Raw genomic sequence first — 24,741 nt, 5'->3', positions numbered from 1 at the left:
GTCCATGTTTACCAAATCATTCCTTCTGGTCGCGCCGGCCGCAGTTTTGCTGTCGGGCACCTCGGTTTTTGCCCTGACCGCAGAAGAGGTCTGGGCAGATTTGCAGGGTCTTGCTTCGGAAAATGACAGCGCGATCAGTGCGGCAACCGAAGTCAAGGAAGATGGCGCGGTGGTGCTGAATGGCGTCAGCATTGGCCCGGCCGGCAAGCCCGCCTTTGTGACCATCGCCGAAATGTCGATCGAGGAGCAAGACGACGGCTCGGTTGCGTTTTTCCCGTCTGACATCAAGGTGGTCGGTGCGCCCGGCATGACGGCCTCGATCGAAGAGCAGGAACTGTCGGTTTCGGTTTTTGAAGATGAGGGCGGCCTTGGCTATGCGGTTTTCGCCGATATGCTGAAGGTGGTGTTCGACAGTTCCGAAGGCAGTGGGGACACGGCGATCCGCAATGCGGGCAGCTTTGTCTTTGAGGGGCTTGAGGCCAGCTATGGTCGTGCCACAGAGGCGATGACGGTTGATCTGACCGCTGATCGGCTGGTCTATGATCTGACGCAGGTCAACAAGGCCGCGATGATTGATTCCACCTCGGTCAGTGACTCGGCTGATCTGGTGATTGCGGGCACATTGACCGTGCCCGAGGGCGTGGATCTGGCGGCGTTGGATGCGCCGGGGGCCTTTGAGGCCGCGGTTGCGGCGGGGCTTGCCATGGATGCCACGATGACCAGCGGCGCCTCGGGCGGCACGATGGATGAGCGGTCAGAGATGATGCCGATCAAGGCAGAGTTCCAATCGACCGGATCGTCGATGAAGCTGGCCTTTGATCAAGAGCGACTGGTGACAGACCTGGAAGCCACAGGCATCACCCTGAATGTCACCCCGCCCGGCATGCCGATGGCCTTTCCGGCCTCGTTGGATAGCCTTGGCATGACCTATCTGATGCCGATCGTGGCCCCCGAAGGCGGTGATTACCAACTGAAGCTGAACCTGAACAATCTGGTGGTGGGCGAAGAGGTCTGGTCGATGTTCGATCCGGGTGCCGCCTTGCCGCGAGAGCCTGCCAATCTGGCACTGGATCTGACGGGTCAGGCCAAGTTTGACATGCTGGCGATGATTGCCGCCGATACCGCCGGAACCGCGGCACCCATCCCCGAGCCGGTTTCGCTGGATATCAAGGAACTGGCGGTCAAGGTGGCGGGCGCAACGCTTGCGGGCACGGGGGCCTTTACCTTTGACAACAGCATGTTGGCAGCCGGTGGCCCGCCGATGCCCGTTGGCACCGCCGATCTGCGGCTGGAAGGCGGCAACAAGCTGATCGACGGTCTGATCGCCATCGGGCTGTTGACATCGGAAGACGCCATGGGCGCGCGGATGATGATGGCGATGTTTGGCAAGCCCGAGGGCGAGGATGTGCTGACCTCGCAGATCGAGGCACGTCAGGGCGGATCTATCTTTGTGAACGGCCAGCAGATCCAGTAACGATCTGATCCGAGAAAAGGCACCTGCCCGGGCCGCAGCGTCCGGGCAGGTGCTTTGTCAATCTGCCACGCCTGTGGTGGCACGACGCAATTCCTCGCGGATGCGGGCCGTCATGAAATCGGTGAACAGCCGCACCTTGGGGTCTTTCAGGCGCCGGTGCTGGCTGAGACAGGTCAGTTGCACCGGCAGGGGCGGGGTTTCGGTGGCAACGGGCACCAAGCGCCCGCTGCGCAGGTGGTCGGCCACTTCGAACGCGGGTTTCAGCACAATGCCCCGCCCGGTCAGCGCCCAGCCTGTCAGAACATCGCCATCATCCGATTCGTAAGGCCCTGTAATCTCAAACCGTCTGGGGCCCTCGGGGGTGACCAGGGTCCACTGAAACTCTTTTGCCCCCGGAAAGCGCAGGTTCAGGCAATCGTGCTTGTCTTCAACCAGTGCCGCGCCATTGGCGGGCATGCCCCGGCGGGCGATGTAATCGGGCGCGGCGCACAAAAGGCGCGGGCAATCGGCAATCAGCCGCACTTTCAGCGTGGAATCGTCCAGAATGCCCAAGTGAAAGGCCACATCAATGCCCTCGGTCACCACATCGATCAGCCGGTCTGACAGGCGCAGGCGCACGTCGATCTGGGGATATTGGTCCTTGAACGCAGGCACATGCGGCGCGATGAACCGCCGCCCGATGCCCAACGGGGCGGCGACGAAAATCGTGCCGCGAGGGTTTTGCGTGACATCCATCACCGCCGCTTCGGCATCGGCAATCGCCTCCAGCACCTTGCGGGCACCGTCCAGAAAGATGCGCCCGTTCTCGGTGGGTTGCAGGCTGCGCGTGGTGCGGTTGAACAATCGCACCCCCAGATGCTTTTCCAGTTCCGAGATTCGGGCCGAGGCGACCGCAGGCGAAGTGCGCTGATCGCGGGCGGCAGCCGACATGCTGCCCAATTCGTAGACACGCACGAACATGCGGATGTTGTTCACATAGGACATTTGGCCCCCACGCAATATTCAGGCTGGATTTGAAAGTGATCCGCTATTTGATGGATTAACAGCAAAGTTCCGCTTGGTATAGCCTGACGGAAACGCAAGGAGACGGCGCATGTATGACTGGGTGGTGTTATGGGAATGGGTCGAGATCGCCGCGCGATGGACGCATGTGATTACGGCCATCGCCTGGATCGGGTCGTCCTTCTATTTCATCGCGCTTGATCTGGGCCTGAAAAAGGCGGCGGGCATGCCGGCCCTGGCCCATGGCGAGGAATGGCAGGTGCATGGGGGCGGGTTCTATCACATCACCAAATATCTGGTGGCCCCCGACCGCCTGCCCGAGCATCTGACCTGGTTCAAATGGGAAAGCTATGCCACCTGGCTGTCCGGCTTTGCCATGCTGGTGCTGGTCTATTACCTGGGCGCCGAGATGTTCCTGATCGACCCGAATGTGATGGAGTTGCAGGTCTGGCAGGCCGTGGCGATTTCCATCGGCTCTTTGGCCTTTGGCTGGCTGGCCTATACCACGATCTGCCGGGTTTTCGTGAATGCCAACCAAACGCTGGTGATGCTGGCGCTGTTCGTGGTGCTGGTTTTCATGTCGTGGTTCTATGCGCAGGTGTTTTCGGGCCGCGCCGCCCTGCTGCATCTGGGGGCCTTTACCGCCACGATCATGAGCGCGAATGTCTTTATGATCATCATTCCCAACCAAAAGATCGTGGTGGCCGACCTGAAGGCCGGGCGCAAGCCTGACCCGAAATACGGCAAGATCGCCAAGCAGCGCAGCACCCATAACAACTATCTGACCCTGCCCGTGCTGTTCTTGATGCTGTCGAACCATTACCCGCTGGTGTTCGCGACCGAATGGAACTGGGTGATCGCGTCACTTGTGTTTCTGATGGGGGTCACGATCCGGCATTTCTTCAACAGCGAACATGCGGGCAAGGGCAGCCCGTGGTGGACATGGGCGGTGACGGCGGTGCTGTTCTTGCTGATCGCGTGGCTGTCCACCGCGCCGATGCGCACGGTGCCAGAGCCCGAGGCAAAGCTGACGGGGGCGGCCTTGCGTTTTGTCGCCGCCGATGGGTTTGAAGATGTGGTCAGCATCGTGCAGGGGCGATGTTCGATGTGCCATGCCGCCGAACCGGTGTGGGAGGGGTTGCACTGGCCACCCAAGGGCGTCGTTCTGGAAAACGAGGCGCAGATCGCCCATGAGGCGCGGCGGATCGTTCTGCAATCTGGCCTGAGCCATGCCATGCCGCCGGGCAACCTAAGCTATATGGAACCGGCCGAGCGTGAGGCGATTGTGCGTTGGTTTCGGTCTGCCGGGATAAGCGGGGTCGAAGGCTAGGGCGAGACGAAGACGGGGGCATCGCGCCCCCGTTTGGTTTTGGTCACTCTGCCTGGGCAAAGCAGTCGGCCAGAGAATGTGCCAGCTCTCGCATGAGCAGGGCATAGGCCTCTGGCCCCGGCTCTATCAGGCTGCCTTCAGGGTCCAGCGGTGAACCGATCCGCGCGCCCGTTTCTGCTGCGATCTGTTCCAGAACGCGGGGGTCATGCTGGGCTTCGGGGAACAGGCAGATCGTTCCGGCAGCGGCCACTTGCTCGCGCAATTCGGCCAGATGCGCCGCACCGGGGGCGGTGGCATCACTGGCAGCAACGCTAAGCGCGGGCATCAAGCCATAGTGATCGGTGAAATAGCCATAGGCCTTGTGGTAAACCGCAAAGGTTTTTCCCTTGACCGGGGCAAGGGTTGCCGCCAACTCGGCATCCAGTGCTTTCACCGCGGCCTGTGCGGCTGTGGCATTCGCCAGATAGGTGGCCGCATTGGCCGGGTCCAGCCGTGCCAGTTCGGCTGCGATCACCCCCAACCAGTTTTCGGCATTCGCCGGATCCAGCCAGGCATGCGGATCTGTGCCGGTGTGCATATGCTCGGCCTCGTGGTCATGGTCATGATCTGTCGCCGCGTCGGATGCCGCATGGTCGTCATGCTCGGCGTCGTGCGCATGCCCCGCATGGTCGTCATGGCCGGCCTCGTCGCCGTGCTTTGCGGTTTCCCCGATTTGCCGCAGCAGGGTGCCGGGGCTGTGGATCAGGTCAAGGTGCGCCGACCCGCTGGCCAGGCTTTCCAAAGCGCGGTCCAACCACGGGGTCATTTCGGGCCCGATCCAGACCACCAGATCAGCCTCGGCCAAAACACTGGCCTGACTGGGGCGCATCTGAAAGGAATGGGCATTGCCCCCTTTGTCCAGCAACAACTCGGGCGTGCCGACACCTGCCATCACCTGCGACACCAGTGCATGAACGGGCGGCAGGTCAGTGACCACCTTGGGCACCTCGGCCATGGCAGGCAGGGCAGCACTGGCGAACAAAAGGGATATGATATAACGCATCTGGATGGGCCTTTGAATTCTCTCTCTGGGTCGCTATATGAATGTTATATCATAACACGTCAAGGCCGGGGTGACCGATGTCAGACGATTCTTCTTCTGTTGCAGGCCATGGCTGCACGACCTCGGATCTGGCTTTTGCCGATCACGATCACAGCCATTGCACCAGCGACGTTCTGGCCCGGGCCGAGGCTTTGGCGAAAGCTTCGGGCGCGCGGCTGACGCCGGTGCGCCGCCGTGTGCTGGAAATTCTGTTGGAAGAGCACAAGGCCCTGGGGGCCTATGATGTGTTGCAACGCCTGGCCGCCGAAGGCTTTGGCAACCAACCCCCCGTGGCGTATCGCGCGCTGGAATTTCTGGTGGATCAGGGGTTTGCCCATCGGGTGCGGCGCCTGAACGCCTTTACCGCCTGCATGCATCCCGGCGAGGCCCATGCCCCGGCCTTTCTGATCTGCAAGACCTGCGCCATTGTGGCCGAAGCCCCGGCCGAGGCTGTGCGGGCGGCACTTGACGCCGCCGCCAAAGACCTGGGCTTTGCCATCGAGCGCACGAATATCGAGGCATTGGGCTTGTGCCCGGCCTGTCAGGGGCAAGCCGCATGACCACCGCATCTGCGCCACAGGCCCTGATCCGGGCCGATCATATCTGCGTGCGGTTTTCCGGGGCCGAGGTGCTGCATGACGTCTCGGTCACCATCCAGCCCGCAGAAATCGTGACAATCGTCGGCCCGAACGGGTCGGGCAAATCCACGCTTTTGCGGGCGCTGCTGGGGATCGTGCCGCTGACCAAGGGCCGGGTCAGCCGTGCTGCTGATCTTCGGCTGGGCTATGTGCCGCAAAAGCTGGCGCTTGATCGGTCGCTGCCCATGACCGTGCGGCGCTTTTTGTCTTTGCCCCGCCGTGTCAGCGATGACCGCGCCAAGGCCGCATTGCAGCGCGTGGGGCTGGAAGGCGTGGACCGCCTTGAAATGGCCGCGCTGTCAGGTGGGCAGTTGCAGCGTGTGTTGCTGGCCCGCGCCCTGTTGACGGACCCCCAGATCCTGCTTTTGGATGAACCGACCCAAGGCCTTGATCAGCCGGGCGAAGCGGCCTTTTATCGCCTGATCGAGGAAGTGCGGTCTGACACCGGGGCGGCCATTCTGATGGTCAGCCATGATCTGCATGTGGTGATGGCCGCCAGCGACCGGGTGATCTGCCTGAACGGCCATGTCTGCTGCGAGGGCACGCCGGCCGTGGTTTCCTCGGCCCCCGAATACCGTGCGCTTTTCGGCCTTGGCACCCAAGGCGCTTTGGCGCTGTATCGCCATGTGCATGATCACGACCACAGCCAGCCGCAGGATCACGCGCATGACCATACCTGCCACCCTTCCCATGGGCACCAGCATGACCATGTTTGACGATTTTCTGGTGCGCGCGGCCCTTGCCGGTTTTGGCTTGTCGCTGGCGACTGGCCCCTTGGGCAGCTTTGTCGTCTGGCGCCGCATGGCCTATTTTGGCGATGCCACGTCTCATGCGGCCATTCTGGGCGTGGCCTTGGCCCTGGCCACCGACCTGCCCGTGGGCCTTGGCACGCTGATCGTTGCGCTTGCCATGGCCGTGACCGTTGCCACACTGGCCGCCAAAGGCTGGGCCATGGATACGACATTGGGGGTGCTGGCGCATTCGGCGCTTGCCTTTGGCCTTGTCGCGGTGTCCTTCCTGCCTGGCGTGCGCACCGACCTGTCGGCTTGGCTTTTTGGCGATATCCTTGCCGTGTCCAAGGCGGATCTTGGCTTTATCTGGGCCGGGGCCGGGTTGGTGCTGGCCTTGCTGGTCTGGCGTTGGCAGGCCCTGCTGACCTCAACCTTGAACGAAGATCTGGCCCATGCCAGTGGCCTGAACCCCGATCGCGAACGGTTGATCCTTGTCATCGCCCTTGCCGTCGTGGTTGCCGTGGCGATCAAGGTCGTTGGCGCGCTGTTGATCGCGGCGCTGTTGATCATTCCCGCCGCCGCTGCCCGTGCCCTGTCGCGCACGCCCGAGGCGATGGCCGCCATGGCCACGGTGATCGGTGCGCTGTCCACCTTTGCCGGGCTGCAACTGTCGCTTTGGCAAGACACGCCGGCAGGCCCGTCCATCGTCACGGCGGCCGCGCTGATCTTTGCGCTGTCTGCCGCGCTTGGGCAAAGACGCAGGCGCTGATCTGATCATCGGGTCAATAGGGGTGCGGGCAGGGGGGCGTTCACTGCAAGCTGCCCTGCGGCAGCGGCCCGGCCTTTGGGCGGCCGCGTTTTTCGGCAATGTCGTTTTCTGACGCCAAAGGTCGGCGCATCTTGCCCGTTTGGCCCTGTCTCTGGCATTGATGGCGCAAATGCACAGACCGGAGTCGCCCCAATGAAAACCCATGTCAAAGCCCTTGTCGTCGGTGGTGGTGCCGTCGGAACCGGCATTGCCTATCACCTTGCCAAGGCCGGCTGGGATACGATGCTGGTCGAGCGGGATGAGCTGACCTCTGGCTCAACCTGGCATGCGGCGGGCCTGTTGCCGCTGTTCAACATGTCTTACGCCACGACCCATATCCACAAATACTCGGTCGATTTCTACAAGGGGCTAGAGGCGGAAACCGGCCTGAACCCCGGCTTTTATGTCGTGGGCAACCTGCGCATGGCGCAGCGTCAGGAACGCATGGATGAATACATGCTGTATTCCTCGGTGGCAGAAACTGCCGGGGTCTATCATGAATTCCTGACACCGAAGGAAATGAAGGACCGCTGGCCGCTGCTGCGCACGGACGATCTGGTCGGCGCGCTGTATCACCCGCAAGATGGCTATATCAACCCCGCCGATGTGACCCAAGCCATGGCCAAGGGCGCGCGTCAGTTTGGTGCCACGATCGAGCGCAAGATACAGGTCAACGGGTATCGCTGGACAGGTTCGGAATGGATCGTCTCGTGCGAGCGTCTGGCCGAAAAGGGCGGTATGCTGACCGGCACGGGCGACGTGTTCGAGATTACGGCCGAACATGTCGTCACCGCCACCGGCAACCACGCACAACGCACCGCACGGCTGTTGGGCGTCAAGATCCCCGCGATCCCGGTGGAACACCAGTATATCGTGACCGAGCCTGACCCGGCGCTGGTCGAATGGCGCAAGACCAATCCTCAGCACCCGGTTCTGCGCGATGCCGATGCCAAGTGGTATGTCCGCGAGGAACGCGGCGGCTGGATCCTTGGCCCCTATGAGCGCAATGCCCCGGCCCGCTTCCTCTATGACGTGCCCGAAAGTTTCCGCGCCGACCTTTTCCCGCTGGATCTGGAGCGGATCGAGACAGAATACATGTCGATGATCCACCGCCTGCCATCGTCGGAAACCGTGGGTCTGAAAGACGATTACAACGGCCCGATCTGCTATACGCCCGATGGAAACCCGCTGGTTGGCCCGGTGCCAGGCCTGCGCAACATGTGGATCGCCGAAGGCTTCAGCTTTGGCATCACCGCCGCAGGGGGCACGGGCTATTACCTTGCCCAGATGATGACCCAAGGCGAGGCCGAGATCGACATGGCGTCGCTGGACCCCAAGCGTTACGGCAACTGGATGACCACCGAATATGCCGCGCGCAAGAATGAAGAATGCTACGAGCATGTCTTCATCCTGCACCACCCCGATGAAGAGCGCGAAGCCTGCCGCCCGCTGCGCACCGCGCCGAACTATGATCGTCAGATCGCCCTTGGCGCACAGATGGGGCAGGTCAACGGCTGGGAGCGCCCGAATTATTACGGCCCCGTCGATGCGCCTGCCGATTTCGACCATAACGCCCGGTCTTTCCGTCGCGGTGCATGGTGGCAATATGCCAAGGCCGAGGCCGAAGCTGTGCGCAACACCGCCGGTCTGATCGACGCCACCGCCTTTACCAAGCATCTTGTGCGCGGCCCCGGTGCCACCGCCTTTCTGGACCATTTCACCTGCAACAAGCTGCCCACCGTGGGCCGCATCAACCTGACCTATGCGCTGACCGATGCGGGCACCACGCGCACCGAATACACCATCGTCCGGTTGGCCGAGCATGAATATTACCTGATTTCGGCTGGCGCATGGACAGCCTATGACGCTGATTTCCTGATGAAATCGGCCGAGGATTTCATGGCCAAGGGGGGTGGCTATATCGACATCCACGACATCACCACCCAATGGGGCGTTTTCGCATTGGCCGGCCCGAACAGCCGCGCCATTCTGCAAGAGATCGTCAAGGATGCCGATCCTGCCACCGTGCTGGGCAACAAGCGCTTCCCCTGGCTGTCTTATCGCAACATCGAACTGGGCATGTGCCCCGTGCGCGCGGTGCGTGTGGCCTATACGGGCGAGTTGGGTTGGGAACTGCACCACCCGATCGAGATGGGCCGGTATCTGTGGGATCTGCTGATGAAGGCGGGCGAAAAGCACGGGCTGAAGCCGGTTGGCGCCCGGGCGCAGAACTGGCTGCGTCAGGAAAAATCCTACCGCGCCTTTGGCAACGAACTGGGCCGCGACGCCACCCCGCTTGAGGCGGCGCTGGACCGCTTTGTTGACCTGTCCAAAGACTTCAACGGCAAGGCGAAGATGCTGGAAACCGGCATCCGCTCCAAATGCTGCACCCTGCTGATCGACGGCCCGTCCGACACCGATCCTTGGGGCAAAGAGGCCTTGCTGCTGAACGGCGAAAAGGTCGGTCGCCTGACCTCGGGTGGCTATTCGGTGGCCTTTGGCAAGCAGATCGGCATGGGCTATGTCCGCCCTGATCTGGCCGAAGTGGGCACCAAACTGAAGGTCAAGATCCTGTTGCAGGAATGGGATGCGGTGGTGGTCGAAGACAGCCCGTTCGACCCCAAGAACGCCCGGATCCGCATCGACGGCTAAGCCTGTGGCGCCACCTTTACACGAAGGTGGCGCTGACCATTTGGGTGATCATCTCGACATCGCGGCCGGCATCCAGAAAGGCAATGTCGGCCGCATCACGCCCCACGGCGATCTTGACCAGACCGTCGGGGCGGCACATGCCCGTGCTGTCCACCAGATGCCAGCCGCCCTCCAGCCAAACCTCGGCCACGGCATGAAAATCCTGCGGCACCGCGCCGGGGCCATAGGCCGCCACACAGCGCGCCGGAATACCGCAGGCCCGCACAAGGGCACAGGTCAGATGCGCGTAATCGCGGCACACGCCTTCGCGCGCGGCAAAGCTTTCCAGCGCAGTCGTGTTGCCGTTGGATGATCCGGGCATATAGCTCATTGCACCTTGCACGAAATCGCGAATGGCCAGAACCAGATCGCCCCCGCTGCGCCCGGCAAATTCGCTGGCGACAAAGCCGCCGAACAGTTCTGGCTGCACATAGCGTGACGCCCGCAGATAGGGCAGCACATCGCCGGGCAAGGCGATCAGCGCATCTGCCTGCAAAGCCCCCAGATCGGCTACCTCACGCGTCAGCTCGACCGTGGCGCTGTAGCGCACCATCAGCCGCGGCCACATGGTCTGCGCCAGAATGCGCGTGCCCACATCTGAATCGCCCGGCACCCGCACCATCTGCACCAGATCGCCAAGGTCGATATAATCGGCAATCACAACCTGCCCCTCGGTGCGGGCGGCTTCGATCACGGCGGTGATGACGCGGGCATCGGGAAAGCCGTAGTCAAGCGTCACGTCAATGGCGATGCGCATGGTCACTCCTGCTGCGGCGAAGATGCCTTGTGCGCATGGGTTGCGGCAAAAGCAATGCCCAAGCGCGGCCACCGACATCAGTGTCAGCGCGTGCGGGCCGCCAGCCACCCGGCCCAATCACCCGCCGAGCCGTAAAATGCGTTCAGATCCGCCTTGCCACGCACACCCGGCACCACGCCCGTGCCGCTGTATTGCCAGAACGTCCAATGCTGCCCGCCATAGGTATCCCGCGGGTGCCCGGCCACCGAGCGCAGCCAGAAATCGTAATTCCCCAGTTTCCACATCTGGTTCGCTTCAAAGAAATCGGGGGCGGAATAGATGATGGGGCGTTGGCCGTAATGCGCCTCGACCATATCCAGAAAGATCTTCGCCTCGGCCCGGATCACCTCTGGTGCGGGGCGTTTGGTGCAGGTGGGGGAAAATGGCGTCCATTCCATATCCAGCACCGGGGGCAGGGCGCCTGATGCGCGGGGAACGTGGCGGATGAACCAGCGCGCCTGTTCGGCGGCGGGGCGGCAATGATACCAGAAATGATAGGCCCCGACCGGCACCCCCGCCGCCCGCGCGCCACGCCAGTTTCCGGCAAAGGCGGCATCCACGATGTCGCCGCCCTCGGTCGCCTTGAGAAAGGCAAAGTTCACGCCATTGGCCCGCGCCGTTGGCCAATCGACCTGCCCCTGCCAGCGAGAGGTGTCTATGCCATGCACCGCATAGGCCAAAGGATCGCGGCCATCCCAATCATGCGGGTCGGCATCGCCGAAATTCGGCGCAACCACACGGCCCACCGGCCCCGCCTTCTGGGGCGTGGGGGCGGCACTGCCGCAGGCTGTCAAAGTCAGCAAAAGCAAAAACAAAAGGGCGCGTCGCATGGCCCTATCTTGGCCTGTGCAACGCGCCCTGTCATCTGCTTGCTGTGCCGGTCGGCGGAAAGCCGTCATGCCCTAGCGGCCAAAGTCATCCACCGTCAGCAGATGGTCACCGGTGCGGTCCAGCGCGGCGAACAGCTTGTCACTGGCCATGTCGAATTCCGCCACCGTCACCTGACCATCGCCATTGGCATCGTTGAATTCAGGCGTCATGGCATCACGCAGCACAGCGCCCGGACCTTGGCCCTGGCCTGCCCCTTGGCCCTGACCTTGGCGGCCGAATTCAGCCGCCAGATGCTCGGCCACGCCCACCCAGTCTTCTGCCTTCAGAATGCCGTCGCTGGCCACATCAAACATGAAGAACACTTCCCCGCGCTTGGTCCGGGCTTCCTCCAGCGTCACCACGCCATCGGCATCAAGATCCCATTGCTCGATCATCTGGGCCCCCGGATTGCCCTGTTGGGCCATCGCAAGCCCCACAGTCAGGGCCAGCATGGCGGCACTGGTGGTCAACGTCTTGATCATGTGATGTTCCTGCACTTGCCTGGCCTTTGAACGACCAAGCCCCGGCTTTCCGTCGCCCTTTCCCAAGAAAAGCGGTGGAAAAGTTCAGGCGGCAGGGGGGGCCAATTCATCCCAGCAGGCCAAGGCATGGGCTGCATACATCAGGGCAGGCCCGCCCCCCATCTGGATCGACATGGCCAGCACATCGCCCAACTCCTCTCGGGTGGCCCCGGTGCGCATCAGGGCTTCGATGTGAAAGTTGATGCAAGGCTCACACCGCTGCGAAATGGCAATCCCAAGCGCGATATATTCCTTTTCCTTCACCGACAGCGGCCCAACATCCTTGGCCGCTTTCGACAAATCCCCAAAAGCCGTCGCGGCTTGGGGGATCAGCTTGTTCATGGCCCGGATCTCGCCGCGCATTTCCTGGATTTTGGCTTTATAGCTCATGTCAGGCTCCTGTTTGCTTGCGCTTTTCGGTGCCATGACGCAGAGCAGGGGGCCTTGATTCACATCAAGTTACATTCAAAAGCCGATATATGTTTGGCCCTAGCCAAAGCGCGCAGGCGACAGGGCAGCCACCAAGCTGTCGGGCAGGCCGGTCGGGCGACCCGTGATCAAATCGGCAGCCATCTGGCTGGCGGCGGGGCAGGTCTGAAAGCCTTGCCCACCTTGGCCGGCCAGCCAGAAAAAGCCGCTTTGGCGCAGATCATGCCCGATCACCAGACTGCGGTCGGGCGAAAAGGTGCGCAAACCGGCCCAGTTCGAGATCACCCGCGTGACCGGTGCCGTCACGAATTCCTCATAGCGCGCCAAGCCTTCGGCCAGCACCATGTCATCGGCCCAGGCGTCATGCGGCGCCATCAGATGCTCTTCGGCCGGGCTGACAATCAGTGCCCCGGCATCGGGTTTGGCATACCACGCCTCGCCCGCACCAAAGATCATCGGCCAGGCGGCAGGGTCCATTCCCTCGGGCGCGGGGATGCGCGCCATCGACCGACGATAGGGCGTAAAGCCCAAAGGGCTGACCCCGGCCATCGCGGCCACCTGATCCACCCAGGCCCCGGCGGCATTCACCACAAGGCCCGCGCTGAAATCGCCGCTTTCCGTGCGGATCTTCCACTGCCCATCGGCGCGCGACATCGCCGTCACCCGTGCGCGGGTCACGATCTGCGCGCCATGCGCCCGCGCCTTGCGGGCAAAGCCCTGCAACAGCAGATCGGTGTCAATATCCCAGGCATGGGCGGCAAAAGAGGCCTGCGTCAGCACGTCGGGGTTCAGGATCGGCACCATCTTGCGCGCGTCATCGGGGCTGATCGGATCAAGCTGCATGTCACGGGTTTCGGCGGCAAATTCCGCCTCGGTCCCCGCCTTGCCCACCATCAACAGGCCCCGCGGTGACAACACGCCCTCGGCTGCGTGGAAATAGTCAGACGAGGCCAGCGACAATTCCACCACCGCAGGCGTGCCATAGCGCGGTTCATACAGCGCCGCCGACCGCCCCGAGGCGTGATGCGCCAGCGTTTCCTCGGCCTCCAGCAAGATCACAGATGCCTGCGGTGCCAGCCGTGCGGCCAGAGAAACCCCCGCAATTCCGCCACCAATGATCACGATATCGGCCACGCCCATCGTCTTTCCCCTGTTCTGATGCGGCGTGACCGTGCCACGCGTCGCGGCAAAGGAAAAGACCGGCGGGCGGGCCGATGCAAATATTCCCGCCCCGGCAGGTCAGATGGCAAAAGGGGGCCAAAGTGGCCCCCCGCCTGTCAGCCCTTTTGGGTCTCTTTCAGCTTGTCGATGCCCAGAACCTTCAGGGCAAGGCTTTCATAAAACGGCTCGGACGTGCCCTTCTTCAGCTTGCGGATGAAGTATTTTTCAAACCCGATCTTGGCCATATGCACCCATTTTCCCTCGGACGACCAGTTCACGTTGCGCGGCGGAATCTGCGGCTGCGCCACAAAGGCGATGCCCCCGTCGCCAAAATCGGCAAGGCAAACCGCATTCCAGGTGCCCACCTGATCGGGTTCCTTGCCGCGCACGATATTGCCGATGTTATGCGCCGTCGCGGTCACCATCGATTCAATCATGAAACCGGTCTTGGGCACCCCCACCGGCACCGGGGTCGGCCCCATGGGCGGAATGGCCACGCAAACGCCAACCGCAAAGACATTGGGGTATTTCGGATTGCGCTGATGCTTGTCAACAATGGTAAATCCGCGCGGGTTCGACAGGCCTTCGATGTCGCGCACCGGCTTGATGCCCCGGAATGCAGGCAGCATCATCGAAAAGGCAAAGGGCAGGTCTTTTTCGCCTTTCGAGCTGCCGTCCTCGTTGATTTCTTCCACCGTCATCTTGCCGGCCTCAACCTTTTTCACCTTGGTCGAGGTCATCCATTTGATGTGCTTTTCACGCATGGCCGATTCCAGCAGGCCCTTGGTATCCCCCACGCCATCCAGACCCAGATGCCCGATATAGGGTTCTGACGTCACAAAGGTCATCGGCACCTTGTCGCGAATCTTGGCGCGGCGCAGGGCGGTTTCCAGAATGAACAGGAACTCATAGGCCGGGCCAAAGCAGCTTGCGCCCTGTGCCGCCCCGATGATCACCGGGCCGGGGTTCTTGACCAGCTCGTCAAACACCTTCTTGGCCTCTTCGGCATGGTCGATATGGCAGACCGATTGGGTATGGCCGCCATGCGGGCCAAAGCCGGGAATTTCGTCAAAGGCCAGCTCTGGCCCAGTGGCGATCACCAGATAATCATAGCTGACCGACTCGCCATTCACCAATTCGATGCGGTTTTCGGCGGCATGTAGTTTTTCGGCGGCGACGGGGATGAAACTGATCCCCTTCTTTTTCATCGTCGGGGCCAGATCGACGGTAATCTCGTCGCGCGCGCGCCAGCCGACGGCGATCCAAGGGTTGGATGGCACAAAATGATACAAGGGGTCTTTGGTGACAACCGTCACCGTATCTTCCTTGCGAAGCTGGTCCTTGACCTCATAGGCCATGATGGCCCCGCCAAGACCGGCCCCCAGAACGACAACATGCGCCATGAGTCTCTCCTCCTCCTCAGACAGCCCTACAATACATCTTGAAAGATGAATGTATGCAGATGAATACAGCCTGCGGCGCGCTGTCGCAGGCCATAAGAAAAAGGCCCGCAAAAGCGGGCCTTTAACGTCAGTCTGCCGATAGGGTTACTGCGGAATTTCGCCGGTGATGCCTTCGACATAGAAGGTCATGCCCAGCAAATCGCCATCCGGCGCGATCTGCCCTTCGGCCAGCCAGGGGCTGCCGTCTTGCTTGTTGATCGGGCCGGTGAACGGGTGATAGGTGCCCGCGCTGATCGCATCGCGCATCGCTTCGGCTTCGGCCTTGATTTCGGCCGGAACCACATCGGTGATCTCGCCGATCTCCACTTCGCCCCCCGAAATGCCTTCCCAGGCATCGGCTTGGGCATAGGTGCCATCCAGCAGCGCACCAACGCGCTTGACGTAATAGGGTGCCCAGTTGTCGATGATCGACGAGACGCGCGGACCGTCTTTATACTCGGTCATGTCCGAGGCCTGACCAAAGCCGATCACGGCGCCATTGGTTTTGGCCGCTTCGGCCAGCGGCGCGGTCGAGTCGGTGTGGCTGGCGATGACATCCACGCCCTGATCGATCAGCGCCTTGGCGGCATCGGCCTCTTTCGCGGGGTCGAACCAGGTAAAGGCCCAGACCACCGACAGTTCAACAGCCGGGTTCACCTTTTTGGCATGCAGGTAATAGCTGTTGATGCCCATGATCACTTCGGGGATCGGGAACGAGGCGATATAGCCGATCTTGTTCGACTTGGTCATCTTGCCCGCGATATGGCCCTGAATCGCCCGGCCTTCGTAGAAGCGGGCGTTATAGGTCGAGACGTTGTCGTGATCGCGCTTGAAGCCGGTGGCATGTTCAAACTTCACATCGGGGAACTTGCCCGCGACGTTGTTCGTCGGGTCCATATAGCCGAATGACGTGGTGAAGATGATGTTGCAGCCCGACAGCGCCATCTGTGTCAGAACGCGCTCGGCATCAGCACCTTCCGGCACGTTTTCCTGCCATGCGATTTCAACCTTGTCGCCAAAGGCCTCTTGCACGGCCAGCGCGCCCTGATGGTGCTGATAGGTCCAGCCGCCATCACCGATGGGGCCGACATAGACGAAGCAGGCCTTGGCCTTGTCCATGCCTTGGGCCGATGCGGCACCGCCAAAAGCCAGGCCAAGACCCAGCGCTGCGGTGGCAAGCAAAGTTCTGCGATTCATGCGGTATGCTCCCTGTTGCGGGCTCTTAAGGCCCCGATGTTGAAATGCCTCAGCGTGAGGCGTGGAAATTCTGGCCCAGACTGGCCGGCGCGTTCAGCGCCGCCTTGCCCCGGCCCGAGGACATGATGACCAACACAAGGATGGTTATCAGATAAGGGGCGCTGGACAAGTACTCTACCGGGATCCGCGCACCGGCAGCTTGCAGGTTCAACTGCAACACCGTGATTCCGCCGAAAAGATACGCACCGATCAACACCCGCCATGGCCGCCAACTGGCAAAGACCACGATGGCAAGGGCGATCCAGCCCGCCCCAGCGGTGATGCCATCGGTCCATTGCGGCACCCGCACAAGGCTGACATAGGCCCCACCCATGCCCGCCATCGCCCCCCCAAACAGGATTGCGGCCATGCGGATACGCACCACCTTATAGCCAAGCGCATGGGCGGCATCGTGGCTTTCCCCCACCGCGCGCAGGATCAGCCCGGTTCGGGTGGATCTCAGCACCCACCAGACCGCCGCCACCGCTGCGACCGACAGGTAAACCACCCAGTCATGGCTGAACAGAACGCGGCCAAAGAACGGAATATCGGCCAGCGGCCCCAAGGGGACCGAACCGGTCAGCGGGGGCTTGATGCCGACATAGCTTTGCCCCAGCAGCGACGACAGCCCCAACCCGAACAGCGTCAGCGCAAGCCCCGTGGCCACCTGATTGGCCAGCAGAAACTGCGTCAGCACCCCAAAGACCAGCGCCAGAACCGCGCCCCCCGCCGCCCCGCCGACAAAGCCCAGCACCGCGCTGCCCGTCTCGACGGCGGCAATGAACCCGCAGACCGCGCCCATGATCATCATCCCCTCGACCCCAAGGTTCAGCACGCCGGCCCGCTCCACCACCAATTCGCCGATTGCCGCCAGAATGATCGGCACCGAAGCGATGATCAGCGCCGCAATCAACAGGCTTGGGTCAATCCCGCCAAACATCACGCCACCTCACGCTTGGCGCCCAGCCGGACGCGGAAATTCGTCAACAGATCAACCGCCAGAAGGAAAAACAGCAGCATCCCCTGAAACGCCTGAATCGCCGCAGCCGGCAGGCCCAGCATGAATTGCGCCAATTCGCCGCCGATATAGGTCAGCGCCATCAGCAAGCCCGCAAGCAAGATGCCGATCGGGTTCAACCGGCCCAGAAACGCCACGATGATCGCGGTAAACCCATAGCCCACGTTGAAATCAATGCTGATCTGCCCCGCAGGCCCCGACACTTCGAACAACCCGGCCAGCCCGGCCAAGGCCCCCGAAATGCCCATGCACAGCACCACCAGCCGCGATGGCGCAACCCCGGCAAAGCGCGCGGCGCGTGGGGCTTGCCCGGCCAGCTTGATCTGAAACCCCAGCATGTGGCGCTGCAACAGCACATAGGCCGCGATCACCGCCACAAAGGCCGCCACGACCCCCCAATGCATGCCCGACCCGGGGATCAGATCCAGATTGGCCGCCGACGGGTATTTCGACAGGTTCCGGCTGCCCGGAAAGCCGCCGCCCTCGGGGTTGCGCAGCAACCCCACCGCCATCGAGGCAAGCACATTCTGCGCCACATAGACCAGCAGCAACGAGACCAGAATCTCATTGGTGTTGAACTTGGTCTTCAACAGCGCCGGTATCATCGCCCAAAGCCAGCCACCCAAAGCCCCGGCCACCACCATCAGCGGAAAGATCACCCAATGCTCGGCCGGGTAGAACGCAACTCCCACGCCCGCCCCCAGAATGGCACCCATGATATACTGGCCCTCGGCCCCGATGTTCCAGATGCCCGCGCGAAAGCCCAAGGACAGGCCAATGGCGATCAGGATCAGCGGCCCGGCCTTGACCAGCAATTGGGGCCGCGAATAGCTGGCAAATTGCGCGTTGAACAACGGGTCCCAAAAGATCGTGCGCATCGCCTCGACCGGGTTCTTGCCCAGCAGTGCAAACATGATCCCGCCTGCGATCATCGTCAGCACAACGGCCAGCAGGGGCGTTGCATATTGCCAGAACCGGCTGGGCGACGGGCGTTTTTCCAGTCTCAGCATGTCTGCCCCTTTTCCCAAATTCCTTCAAAGGAATTTGCAATTTTCTGTGAAGAAAATTGATGCGCGCGCTCAGCCATGATGCGCCACCTCCATCCCATGTGCGCCACCCATCATCAGGCCGATCTCATCCACCGTCAGCCCCTGCACCGGGCGTGTCGGCGTCAGCCGACCTTCGTTCAGCGCGGCAAAATCATCGGCGATTTCCAGCAGTTCATCCAGATCCTGACTGATCACCACCACCGCAGCCCCCGCCGAGGCCCGGTCCAGAATGGCCTGCCGGATCGAGGCTGCCGCCGCCGCATCCACCCCCCAAGTCGGCTGGTTGATGACAATGATGCCGGGGCTCTGGCTTAATTCGCGGCCCACCACAAATTTTTGCAGATTGCCCCCCGACAGCGCCCGCGCCGCGACATGGGTGCCGGGGGTGCGCACGTCAAACTCCTGCACGATCTCTGCGGCAAAGGATTCGGTCGCGCGCCAGTCGATAAACCCCTTGCGCACCAAGCCCTTGCGCACCGCGCCCGACAGCAGTGCGTTTTCCACAAGGCTCATGTCCGGGGCGGCGGCATGGCCCAGCCGTTCCTCGGGGGCCGACACCAGCCCCGCCCGGCGCCGTTCATTCGGGCCTTGGTCGCCCAGGCCCACCCCATCGATCTGAATCACATCGCGCCCGGTGCGAATTTCGCCCGACAGCGCCAGCAGCAATTCATCTTGCCCGTTGCCCGCCACCCCGGCAATGCCCAGAACCTCGCCCCGCCGCACGGTGAATGACAGGTTTTTCAGGCTGGTGCCAAAGGGAATGGGCGAGGCAACCGACAGATCGGCCACCCGCAAGGCCACATCGCCCATGGGCTTGCCTGCACGCGCGGGCGGCGTCAGCGTCGCCCCCACCATCAATTCGGCCATCTCGCGGGCCGACACATCGCGCGGCGTGCAGGTGGCCACCACCCTGCCGCGTCGCAGGATCGTGGCCTCGTCGCACAGCGCCCGGATTTCTTCCAGCTTGTGGCTGATATACAAGATCGCCGTGCCCTCGGCCGACAATTGCCGCAGCGTCTTGAACAGAATATCCACCTCTTGCGGCGTCAGAACCGATGTCGGTTCATCCATGATCAACAGCTTGGGGTCTTGCAGCAGACAGCGGATGATCTCAACCCGCTGGCGCTCTCCGGCCGACAGATCGCCCACCATGCGGGACGGGTCCAGCGGCAGGCCGTATTCATCCGAAACCGACCGGATCTTGCCCGCCAGGGCCTGCATGGGGGGGGGATTTTCCATCCCCAAGGCCACATTCTCGGCCACTGTCAGCGCGTCGAACAGGCTGAAATGCTGAAACACCATCGCCACACCCGCCGCCCGCGCGGCCCGAGGCTCGGCCGGGGCATAGGGCTTGCCCTCCAGCACCATGCGCCCACTGTCTGGCTTGACCAGCCCGTAGATCATCTTGACCAACGTCGATTTGCCTGCGCCATTCTCGCCCAGCAGGGCATGCACCTCGCCCTTGGAAATGGCAAAGGACACATCGCTGTTGGCCACCACGCCGGGATAGGCCTTGGTCACGCCGTCAATACGCAAGACTTCGGGCCGCAAGACTTCTGGCTTCGCCTGCTGTGCTGTCATCCTGCCTGCTCCTGTCGTGACACCGTGGTTTCGTGCTTGTGCAAAAAGGCCAAAGCGACGCCAATGGCAATGGCCTGAGGATGTTTGCCAAGGCCGGGGTCGCCAATCGGGCAGTCGATGCGTGCGATGCTGTGCGCCCCATGCCCCAAAGCTGACAGCCGTGATCGAAAGCGCGCCCATTTCGTCGCCGATCCGATCAGCCCGCAACGGCCAAAGCCATGCTGCAAAAGGCGGTGGCACAGATCCAGATCCAGCGCATGGGAATAGGTCAGGATCAGATGCTCTGCCTGTGGCGGCGCGTGGCCCGCTTCGGCGGCCAGATCAGCGGCGATGCGCTGCTCTACGCCGTCGGGGATGGGGGGAAACCGGTCGGCGGCGGTATCCAGCCACACCAGATGCAGATCGGGCAGGGGGCGCAAAATATCGACAATCGCCCGCCCCACATGGCCCGCGCCCCAGATCCACACCACGCGCCGCGCAGGGGCCACGGGTTCGATCAGCCAGCCCTGAACCACCTCGACAGCGGCAGGCCGTGTGCCATTGCGCGCGGCCCACAACCGATTGGCCACCTTCAGCGGCATCTCGGCGCCGTCATGGCCGGGCATCGGCCGGGCCAGCACATCGCCCACCCCATCCAGCCGCGCGCGGTCCCAGACCTCGGTCACCAGTGTCACCGCCCCGCCGCAACATTGGCCGATGTCGGGGCCCAGCGACACCCGATCCAGCCGGTCACCGGTTGTCAGCGCCGCCCGCGCCCGCTCGGCCGCTGCATATTCCAGGGCGCCGCCACCGATCGTGCCGATCTGCCCGCCCGCCCAGACCAGCATCGCCGCCCCCGGCTCGCGCGGGGTTGATCCGGCGCAGCTGGCAACCACCACCCGCGCCACCCGGCCCTGCCGCGCCACCACCTGCGCCAGTTGATCGCGGTTCAGGCTCATGCCGCCCCCCGCACCCGTCCCACAGCCGCCAGCACCCGCTCGGCCGTGGCCGGCGCATCCAGGGCCGGATAGCCCGCCCCGCAAGAGGCCACGGCATCCGACAGCGCCAGAAAGGCCGAGATGCCCAGCATGAAGGGCGGCTCTCCCACCGCTTTCGACTTGCCCACCGTCTCCTCACGGTTCGGCTGCCCCCACAGCGCCACATTGAACACCGCTGGCCGGTCGGAACAGGCGGGGATCTTGTAGGTGCTGGGGGCATGCGTCGCCAGCCGCCCCTTGCCATCCCAGACCAGCTCTTCCGTCGTCAGCCAACCCGCGCCCTGCACATAGGCCCCTTCAACCTGCCCGATATCCAGCGCCGGGTTCAGCGACGTGCCAGTGTCATGCAGCAGATCGGCCCGCAGGATGCGGTTTTCCCCCGTCAGCGTGTCGATCACCACCTCGGTCACCGCCGCGCCATAGGCGAAATACAGGAACGGCCGCCCCTTGCCTGCCTTGCGGTCCCATTGCAGCTTGGGCGTGGCATAAAACCCGGTCGAGGACAGCGACACCCGCGCCTCATAGGCCCATTGCGCCACACGCGCGAACGGATAGGCCTCGCCCGCCACCCGCACCATCCCGCCTTCAAACCGCACCCGCGTGGGGGGCACCTGATGCTTGTCGGCAATAAAGGCAGCCATCCGGTCGCGGATCACCTCACAGGCCGCCCGCGTCGCCATCCCGTTCAGATCAGACCCGGACGAGGCCGCCGTGGCACTGGTGTTGGGCACCTTGGCCGTATCCGTCGCGGTGATCTTGATTGCCGCCAGATCAACCCCGAACACCCCCGCCGCCACCTGCGCCACCTTCTGGAACAAGCCCTGACCCATCTCGGTGCCACCATGGTTCAGATGGATCGACCCATCCTGATACACATGCACCAAAGCCCCGGCCTGATTCAGATGGGTCAGCGTGAACGAGATCCCGAACTTCACCGGCGTCAGCGCGATCCCGCGCTTCAGCACCGGGCTCGCGGCATTCCAGGCCGCAATCTCGGCGCGCCGTGCCGCATAATCCGACCGCGCCACCAGATCGGCCACCAGCTCATGGCCGATGAAATCGTCCACCTCCATGTGAAAGGGTGTGGTCTGCCGCCCCTTCATCTGTTCAGAAATATCCCGGGGGGGGCGCGCAAGCGCGGGGGGCAGCGCCCCCCTGCCATCGCTGGCCGCATAGAAATTCGCCAGCCGCACCGCCAACGGATCGCGCCCCAGTTGGTGGGCGATATGGTCCATCACCCGCTCGATCCCGATCATCCCCTGCGGCCCGCCAAACCCGCGAAAGGCCGTGGCACTTTGGGTATGGGTCTTCAACCGATGGCTTTCGATGCGGATATGCGGCAGGTGATAGCAGTTGTCGGCATGCAGCATGGCACGGTCTGCCACCGGCAAAGACAGATCCTGCGCCCAGCCACAGCGGAACAGATGGGTGAACTCCAGCCCCGTCACCCGGCCCTGATCGTCAAATCCCGCCCGATACAGAATCCGCAGATCATGGCGCTTGCCGGTGATCATCATGTCATCGTCGCGGTCATAGCGCATCTTGGCAGGCCGCCCCAACCGGGCCGCCGCCACTGCGCAGGCAATCGCAAGGGCATTGCCCTGACTTTCCTTGCCGCCAAAGCCGCCGCCCATCCGCCGCACCTCAACCCGCACCGCATTCATCGGCAGATGCAGGGCATGGGCCACCTTGTGCTGGATCTCGGTCGGATGCTGGGTCGAGGAATGGATCAGCAGATCGCCGCCCTCCAGCGGCAGGGCGGCCGCCACCTGACCTTCCAAATAGAAATGCTCTTGCCCGCCCACCTCGAACCGGCCCTCGACCACTCGGTCCGATGCGGCAATCGCGCGTGGGGCATCGCCCTTGGCCCAGATCACCGGGCCTTGCTCAAACCGGCTGTCGGCGGCCAGGGCGTCATCCACGGTCAGCAGCGCGGGCCAGTCCTCATAGCTGACGCGGGCCAGCCGCGCGGCCTTGCGCGCCGCCAGATGGCTGTCGGCAGCCACCAGAAACAGCGGCATCCCCAGATAGTGCACCGTGCCCGTGGCCAACAGCGGCTCATCATGGGCCGAAGGGCTGCAATCGGGCATATCGTCAAAATCATCCGGCCCCCAAACTGCAATCACGCCGGGGGCAGCCCGCACCGCCGACAGATCCAGCGACACCACCTTGCCATGGGCAATGGTTGACAGGCCAAAGGCCAGATGCACCGCATTGGCAGGCATCGGAATGTCATCGACATAGCGCGCCTGCCCGGTCACATGCAGCGGGGCCGCGTCATGCGGCAGCGATTTTCCCGCACTCATGGCGTCACCTCCAGCACCGAAACAGGGTGCCCCGACAGATCATGGAAATAGCGCAGCAGCAGGTTCTGCGCCGTCTGCATCCGATAGGCGCTGCTGGCGCGCATATCCGACAGCGGGGTGAAATCCTGCGCCATCGCAGCCATTGCCTTGCGGATCGTGGCCTCGGCCCAGTCCTGCCCCACCAGCGCCGCCTCGGCCTGGGCTGCGCGCTTGGGAATGCCCGCCATGCCGCCAAAGGCGATGCGCGCAGCCGTCACCTTGCCCCCGGCACAGGTGACATTGATCGCACCGCACACCGCCGAAATATCCTGATCAAAGCGTTTCGAGATCTTGTAGCAGCGCAAGGCCGGGGCTTTGGCTGGGATCGTCACCGCCTCGACAAATTCGCCGGGCTGGCGGTCTTGCTTGCGGTAATCAAGAAAGAAATCCTCCAGCGCCATGTCGCGCCGCATGGCGCCCCGGCGCAGGTGCAGGGTGGCCCCCAGTGCAATCAGCGCGGGCGGGCCATCCCCGATGGGCGAGCCATTGGCGATATTGCCACCAATGGTGGCCGCATTGCGCACCTGTTCGCTGGCATAGCGGCGCAGCAGTTCGGCAAAAGACGGATGGGGCCCCTGCATCGCGGCCCGCAGCGCGGCGATGGTCACACCGGCCCCGATGCGGATATGGTCGCCCTGCGGTTCGATCCGGGCCAGATCGGCAATGCCGTTCAAAAAGGCCACCGGGGCCAGATCGCGCAACTGCTTGGTCACCCACAGGCCCACATCGGTGGCCCCGGCGATCAGCGTGGCCTGGGGATGGGCGGCATACCAGTCGGCCAGTTCATCGGTGGTTTCGGGGCGCAAGCCGGGCAGGGGGGCTGTCTGCCCCCCTCGGCCTTCGGCCTCACCCCCCGAGGATATTTGTGAACAGATGAAGTCATGGTCGGCGTTCATCCAGTCTGGCACCGGGGCGCTTTCCGCGGCGCGGGCGGCGCGGATGATCGGGGCATAGCCGGTGCAGCGGCACAGATTGCCCGCCAGTTGGTCATCATGATCGGTCTGTCCGTTCAGATGCGCCGTGGCCATCGACATCACGAAACCGGGGGTGCAAAAGCCGCATTGGCTGCCGTGATGGTCGATCATCGCCTGCTGCACCGGGTGCAACTGGCCGCCGGGGCCTGACAGCCCCTCGACCGTGCGCACGGCCTTGCCCGCCAGTTGCGGCAGGAACAGGATGCAGGCGTTCAGCGCCCGACTGCCCCTGGCATCGGTCACCATCACCGTGCAGGCCCCGCAATCGCCCTCGTTGCAGCCTTCCTTGGTGCCCGTCAGGCCACGATTTTCGCGCAGCCAGTCCAGCAGGGTCCGGGTCGGCGGCTCTGCGTCCACCCGGACAGGCGTTCCGTTCAAAAGAAACGCAATCCCAGCCATATGTTCGGTCCGCCGCCTTCTCCCCGTTCGAGGCGTGATGCATGTCCGCCCGATGCGGCGTAAAGCGGATCATGCGCCCCTGTGGGCGTTATCCCGCCCGTTTCCCTGTTTCACCATGAAGCCGGGCGATGATCCACAAGGCAAGTGCAAATATTTCGGAATTGGGCGAAGCTGTCTTAATCCTTGCC

At 63.1% G+C, this 24,741-nt stretch carries 21 protein-coding genes; 6 read left to right on the top strand and 15 right to left on the bottom strand.

Going from position 1 to position 24,741, the window contains the following annotated elements:
- The first annotated feature begins 4 nt into the window (after positions 1-4).
- Positions 5-1,474 carry a DUF2125 domain-containing protein gene (locus tag V3C85_RS15280; protein ID WP_331796151.1) on the top strand — a complete coding sequence of 490 codons (1,470 nt, stop codon included), beginning with the start codon at positions 5-7 and terminating at the stop codon, positions 1,472-1,474.
- A 57-nt stretch (positions 1,475-1,531) separates the two neighbouring features.
- Here the strand turns inward: V3C85_RS15280 and V3C85_RS15275 are convergent, their stop codons facing one another.
- A complete protein-coding gene (locus tag V3C85_RS15275; protein WP_331796150.1) occupies positions 1,532-2,458 on the bottom strand; it encodes a LysR family transcriptional regulator in 927 nt (308 codons plus the stop codon).
- Between the two features lie 109 nt (positions 2,459-2,567).
- On the opposite strand from V3C85_RS15275, the gene V3C85_RS15270 reads away from it, so the two are divergent.
- Complete coding sequence (locus tag V3C85_RS15270; protein ID WP_331796148.1) at positions 2,568-3,806, top strand: urate hydroxylase PuuD; 1,239 nt, start codon at positions 2,568-2,570, stop codon at positions 3,804-3,806.
- Between the two features lie 43 nt (positions 3,807-3,849).
- Here the strand turns inward: V3C85_RS15270 and V3C85_RS15265 are convergent, their stop codons facing one another.
- Positions 3,850-4,848, bottom strand: coding sequence for a zinc ABC transporter substrate-binding protein (locus V3C85_RS15265; protein ID WP_331796146.1), 999 nt, complete (start codon positions 4,846-4,848; stop codon positions 3,850-3,852).
- Between the two features lie 77 nt (positions 4,849-4,925).
- On the opposite strand from V3C85_RS15265, the gene V3C85_RS15260 reads away from it, so the two are divergent.
- The 4 genes from V3C85_RS15260 (at position 4,926) to V3C85_RS15245 (ending at position 9,716) form a co-directional block, all read left to right on the top strand.
- Positions 4,926-5,447, top strand: coding sequence for a transcriptional repressor (locus V3C85_RS15260; protein ID WP_331796144.1), 522 nt, complete (start codon positions 4,926-4,928; stop codon positions 5,445-5,447).
- Positions 5,444-6,241 carry a metal ABC transporter ATP-binding protein gene (locus tag V3C85_RS15255; RefSeq protein ID WP_331796142.1) on the top strand — a complete coding sequence of 266 codons (798 nt, stop codon included), beginning with the start codon at positions 5,444-5,446 and terminating at the stop codon, positions 6,239-6,241. The genes V3C85_RS15260 and V3C85_RS15255 overlap by 4 nt, the downstream gene beginning before the upstream one ends.
- Entirely contained in the window at positions 6,234-7,025 is a 792-nt protein-coding gene (locus tag V3C85_RS15250; protein WP_331796807.1) for an iron chelate uptake ABC transporter family permease subunit, read from the top strand. Before V3C85_RS15255 ends, V3C85_RS15250 begins: the two co-directional genes overlap by 8 nt.
- Positions 7,026-7,217: 192 nt before the next feature.
- Complete coding sequence (locus V3C85_RS15245; protein WP_331796140.1) at positions 7,218-9,716, top strand: GcvT family protein; 2,499 nt, start codon at positions 7,218-7,220, stop codon at positions 9,714-9,716.
- Between the two features lie 16 nt (positions 9,717-9,732).
- On the opposite strand, the gene V3C85_RS15240 is transcribed toward V3C85_RS15245, so the two are convergent.
- From V3C85_RS15240 to xdhA, 13 genes are all read right to left on the bottom strand, one after another.
- Positions 9,733-10,512, bottom strand: a complete 780-nt coding sequence (locus V3C85_RS15240; protein WP_331796139.1) for a transglutaminase-like domain-containing protein — start codon at positions 10,510-10,512, stop codon at positions 9,733-9,735.
- Between the two features lie 83 nt (positions 10,513-10,595).
- On the bottom strand, positions 10,596-11,381 hold the full coding sequence (locus V3C85_RS15235) for a glycoside hydrolase family 25 protein (protein ID WP_331796138.1): 786 nt from the start codon (positions 11,379-11,381) through the stop codon (positions 10,596-10,598).
- A gap of 72 nt (positions 11,382-11,453) precedes the next feature.
- Positions 11,454-11,903: an EF-hand domain-containing protein gene (locus V3C85_RS15230; protein WP_331796137.1), complete on the bottom strand. Its 450-nt coding sequence runs from the start codon at positions 11,901-11,903 to the stop codon at positions 11,454-11,456.
- A gap of 84 nt (positions 11,904-11,987) precedes the next feature.
- Positions 11,988-12,332, bottom strand: coding sequence for a carboxymuconolactone decarboxylase family protein (locus V3C85_RS15225; protein ID WP_331796135.1), 345 nt, complete (start codon positions 12,330-12,332; stop codon positions 11,988-11,990).
- Positions 12,333-12,431: 99 nt separating this feature from the next.
- Complete coding sequence (locus V3C85_RS15220) at positions 12,432-13,511, bottom strand: NAD(P)/FAD-dependent oxidoreductase (protein WP_331796133.1); 1,080 nt, start codon at positions 13,509-13,511, stop codon at positions 12,432-12,434.
- A gap of 137 nt (positions 13,512-13,648) precedes the next feature.
- Positions 13,649-14,935 (bottom strand): NAD(P)/FAD-dependent oxidoreductase, encoded by a 1,287-nt coding sequence (locus V3C85_RS15215; RefSeq protein WP_331796131.1) that lies wholly within the window; start codon positions 14,933-14,935, stop codon positions 13,649-13,651.
- Positions 14,936-15,079: 144 nt separating this feature from the next.
- Complete coding sequence (locus V3C85_RS15210) at positions 15,080-16,171, bottom strand: BMP family ABC transporter substrate-binding protein (RefSeq protein WP_331796130.1); 1,092 nt, start codon at positions 16,169-16,171, stop codon at positions 15,080-15,082.
- Positions 16,172-16,220: 49 nt separating this feature from the next.
- On the bottom strand, positions 16,221-17,150 hold the full coding sequence (locus V3C85_RS15205; RefSeq protein WP_331796129.1) for an ABC transporter permease: 930 nt from the start codon (positions 17,148-17,150) through the stop codon (positions 16,221-16,223).
- On the bottom strand, positions 17,150-18,238 hold the full coding sequence (locus V3C85_RS15200; protein ID WP_331796127.1) for an ABC transporter permease: 1,089 nt from the start codon (positions 18,236-18,238) through the stop codon (positions 17,150-17,152). Before V3C85_RS15200 ends, V3C85_RS15205 begins: the two co-directional genes overlap by 1 nt.
- A 69-nt stretch (positions 18,239-18,307) precedes the next feature.
- Entirely contained in the window at positions 18,308-19,858 is a 1,551-nt protein-coding gene (locus V3C85_RS15195) for an ABC transporter ATP-binding protein (RefSeq protein ID WP_331796126.1), read from the bottom strand.
- Positions 19,855-20,796: a xanthine dehydrogenase accessory protein XdhC gene (xdhC, locus tag V3C85_RS15190; protein ID WP_331796124.1), complete on the bottom strand. Its 942-nt coding sequence runs from the start codon at positions 20,794-20,796 to the stop codon at positions 19,855-19,857. Before xdhC ends, V3C85_RS15195 begins: the two co-directional genes overlap by 4 nt.
- Positions 20,793-23,141, bottom strand: a complete 2,349-nt coding sequence (gene xdhB / locus V3C85_RS15185; protein WP_331796122.1) for a xanthine dehydrogenase molybdopterin binding subunit — start codon at positions 23,139-23,141, stop codon at positions 20,793-20,795. The genes xdhC and xdhB overlap by 4 nt, the downstream gene beginning before the upstream one ends.
- Positions 23,138-24,553, bottom strand: a complete 1,416-nt coding sequence (xdhA, locus tag V3C85_RS15180; protein ID WP_331796121.1) for a xanthine dehydrogenase small subunit — start codon at positions 24,551-24,553, stop codon at positions 23,138-23,140. The genes xdhB and xdhA overlap by 4 nt, the downstream gene beginning before the upstream one ends.
- Positions 24,554-24,741: the final 188 nt, after the last annotated feature.

This window comes from Pseudotabrizicola sp. L79, assembly GCF_036553525.1.
GTDB lineage: Bacteria > Pseudomonadota > Alphaproteobacteria > Rhodobacterales > Rhodobacteraceae > Pseudotabrizicola.
This window is presented reverse-complemented; position numbering and strand designations above follow the sequence as displayed.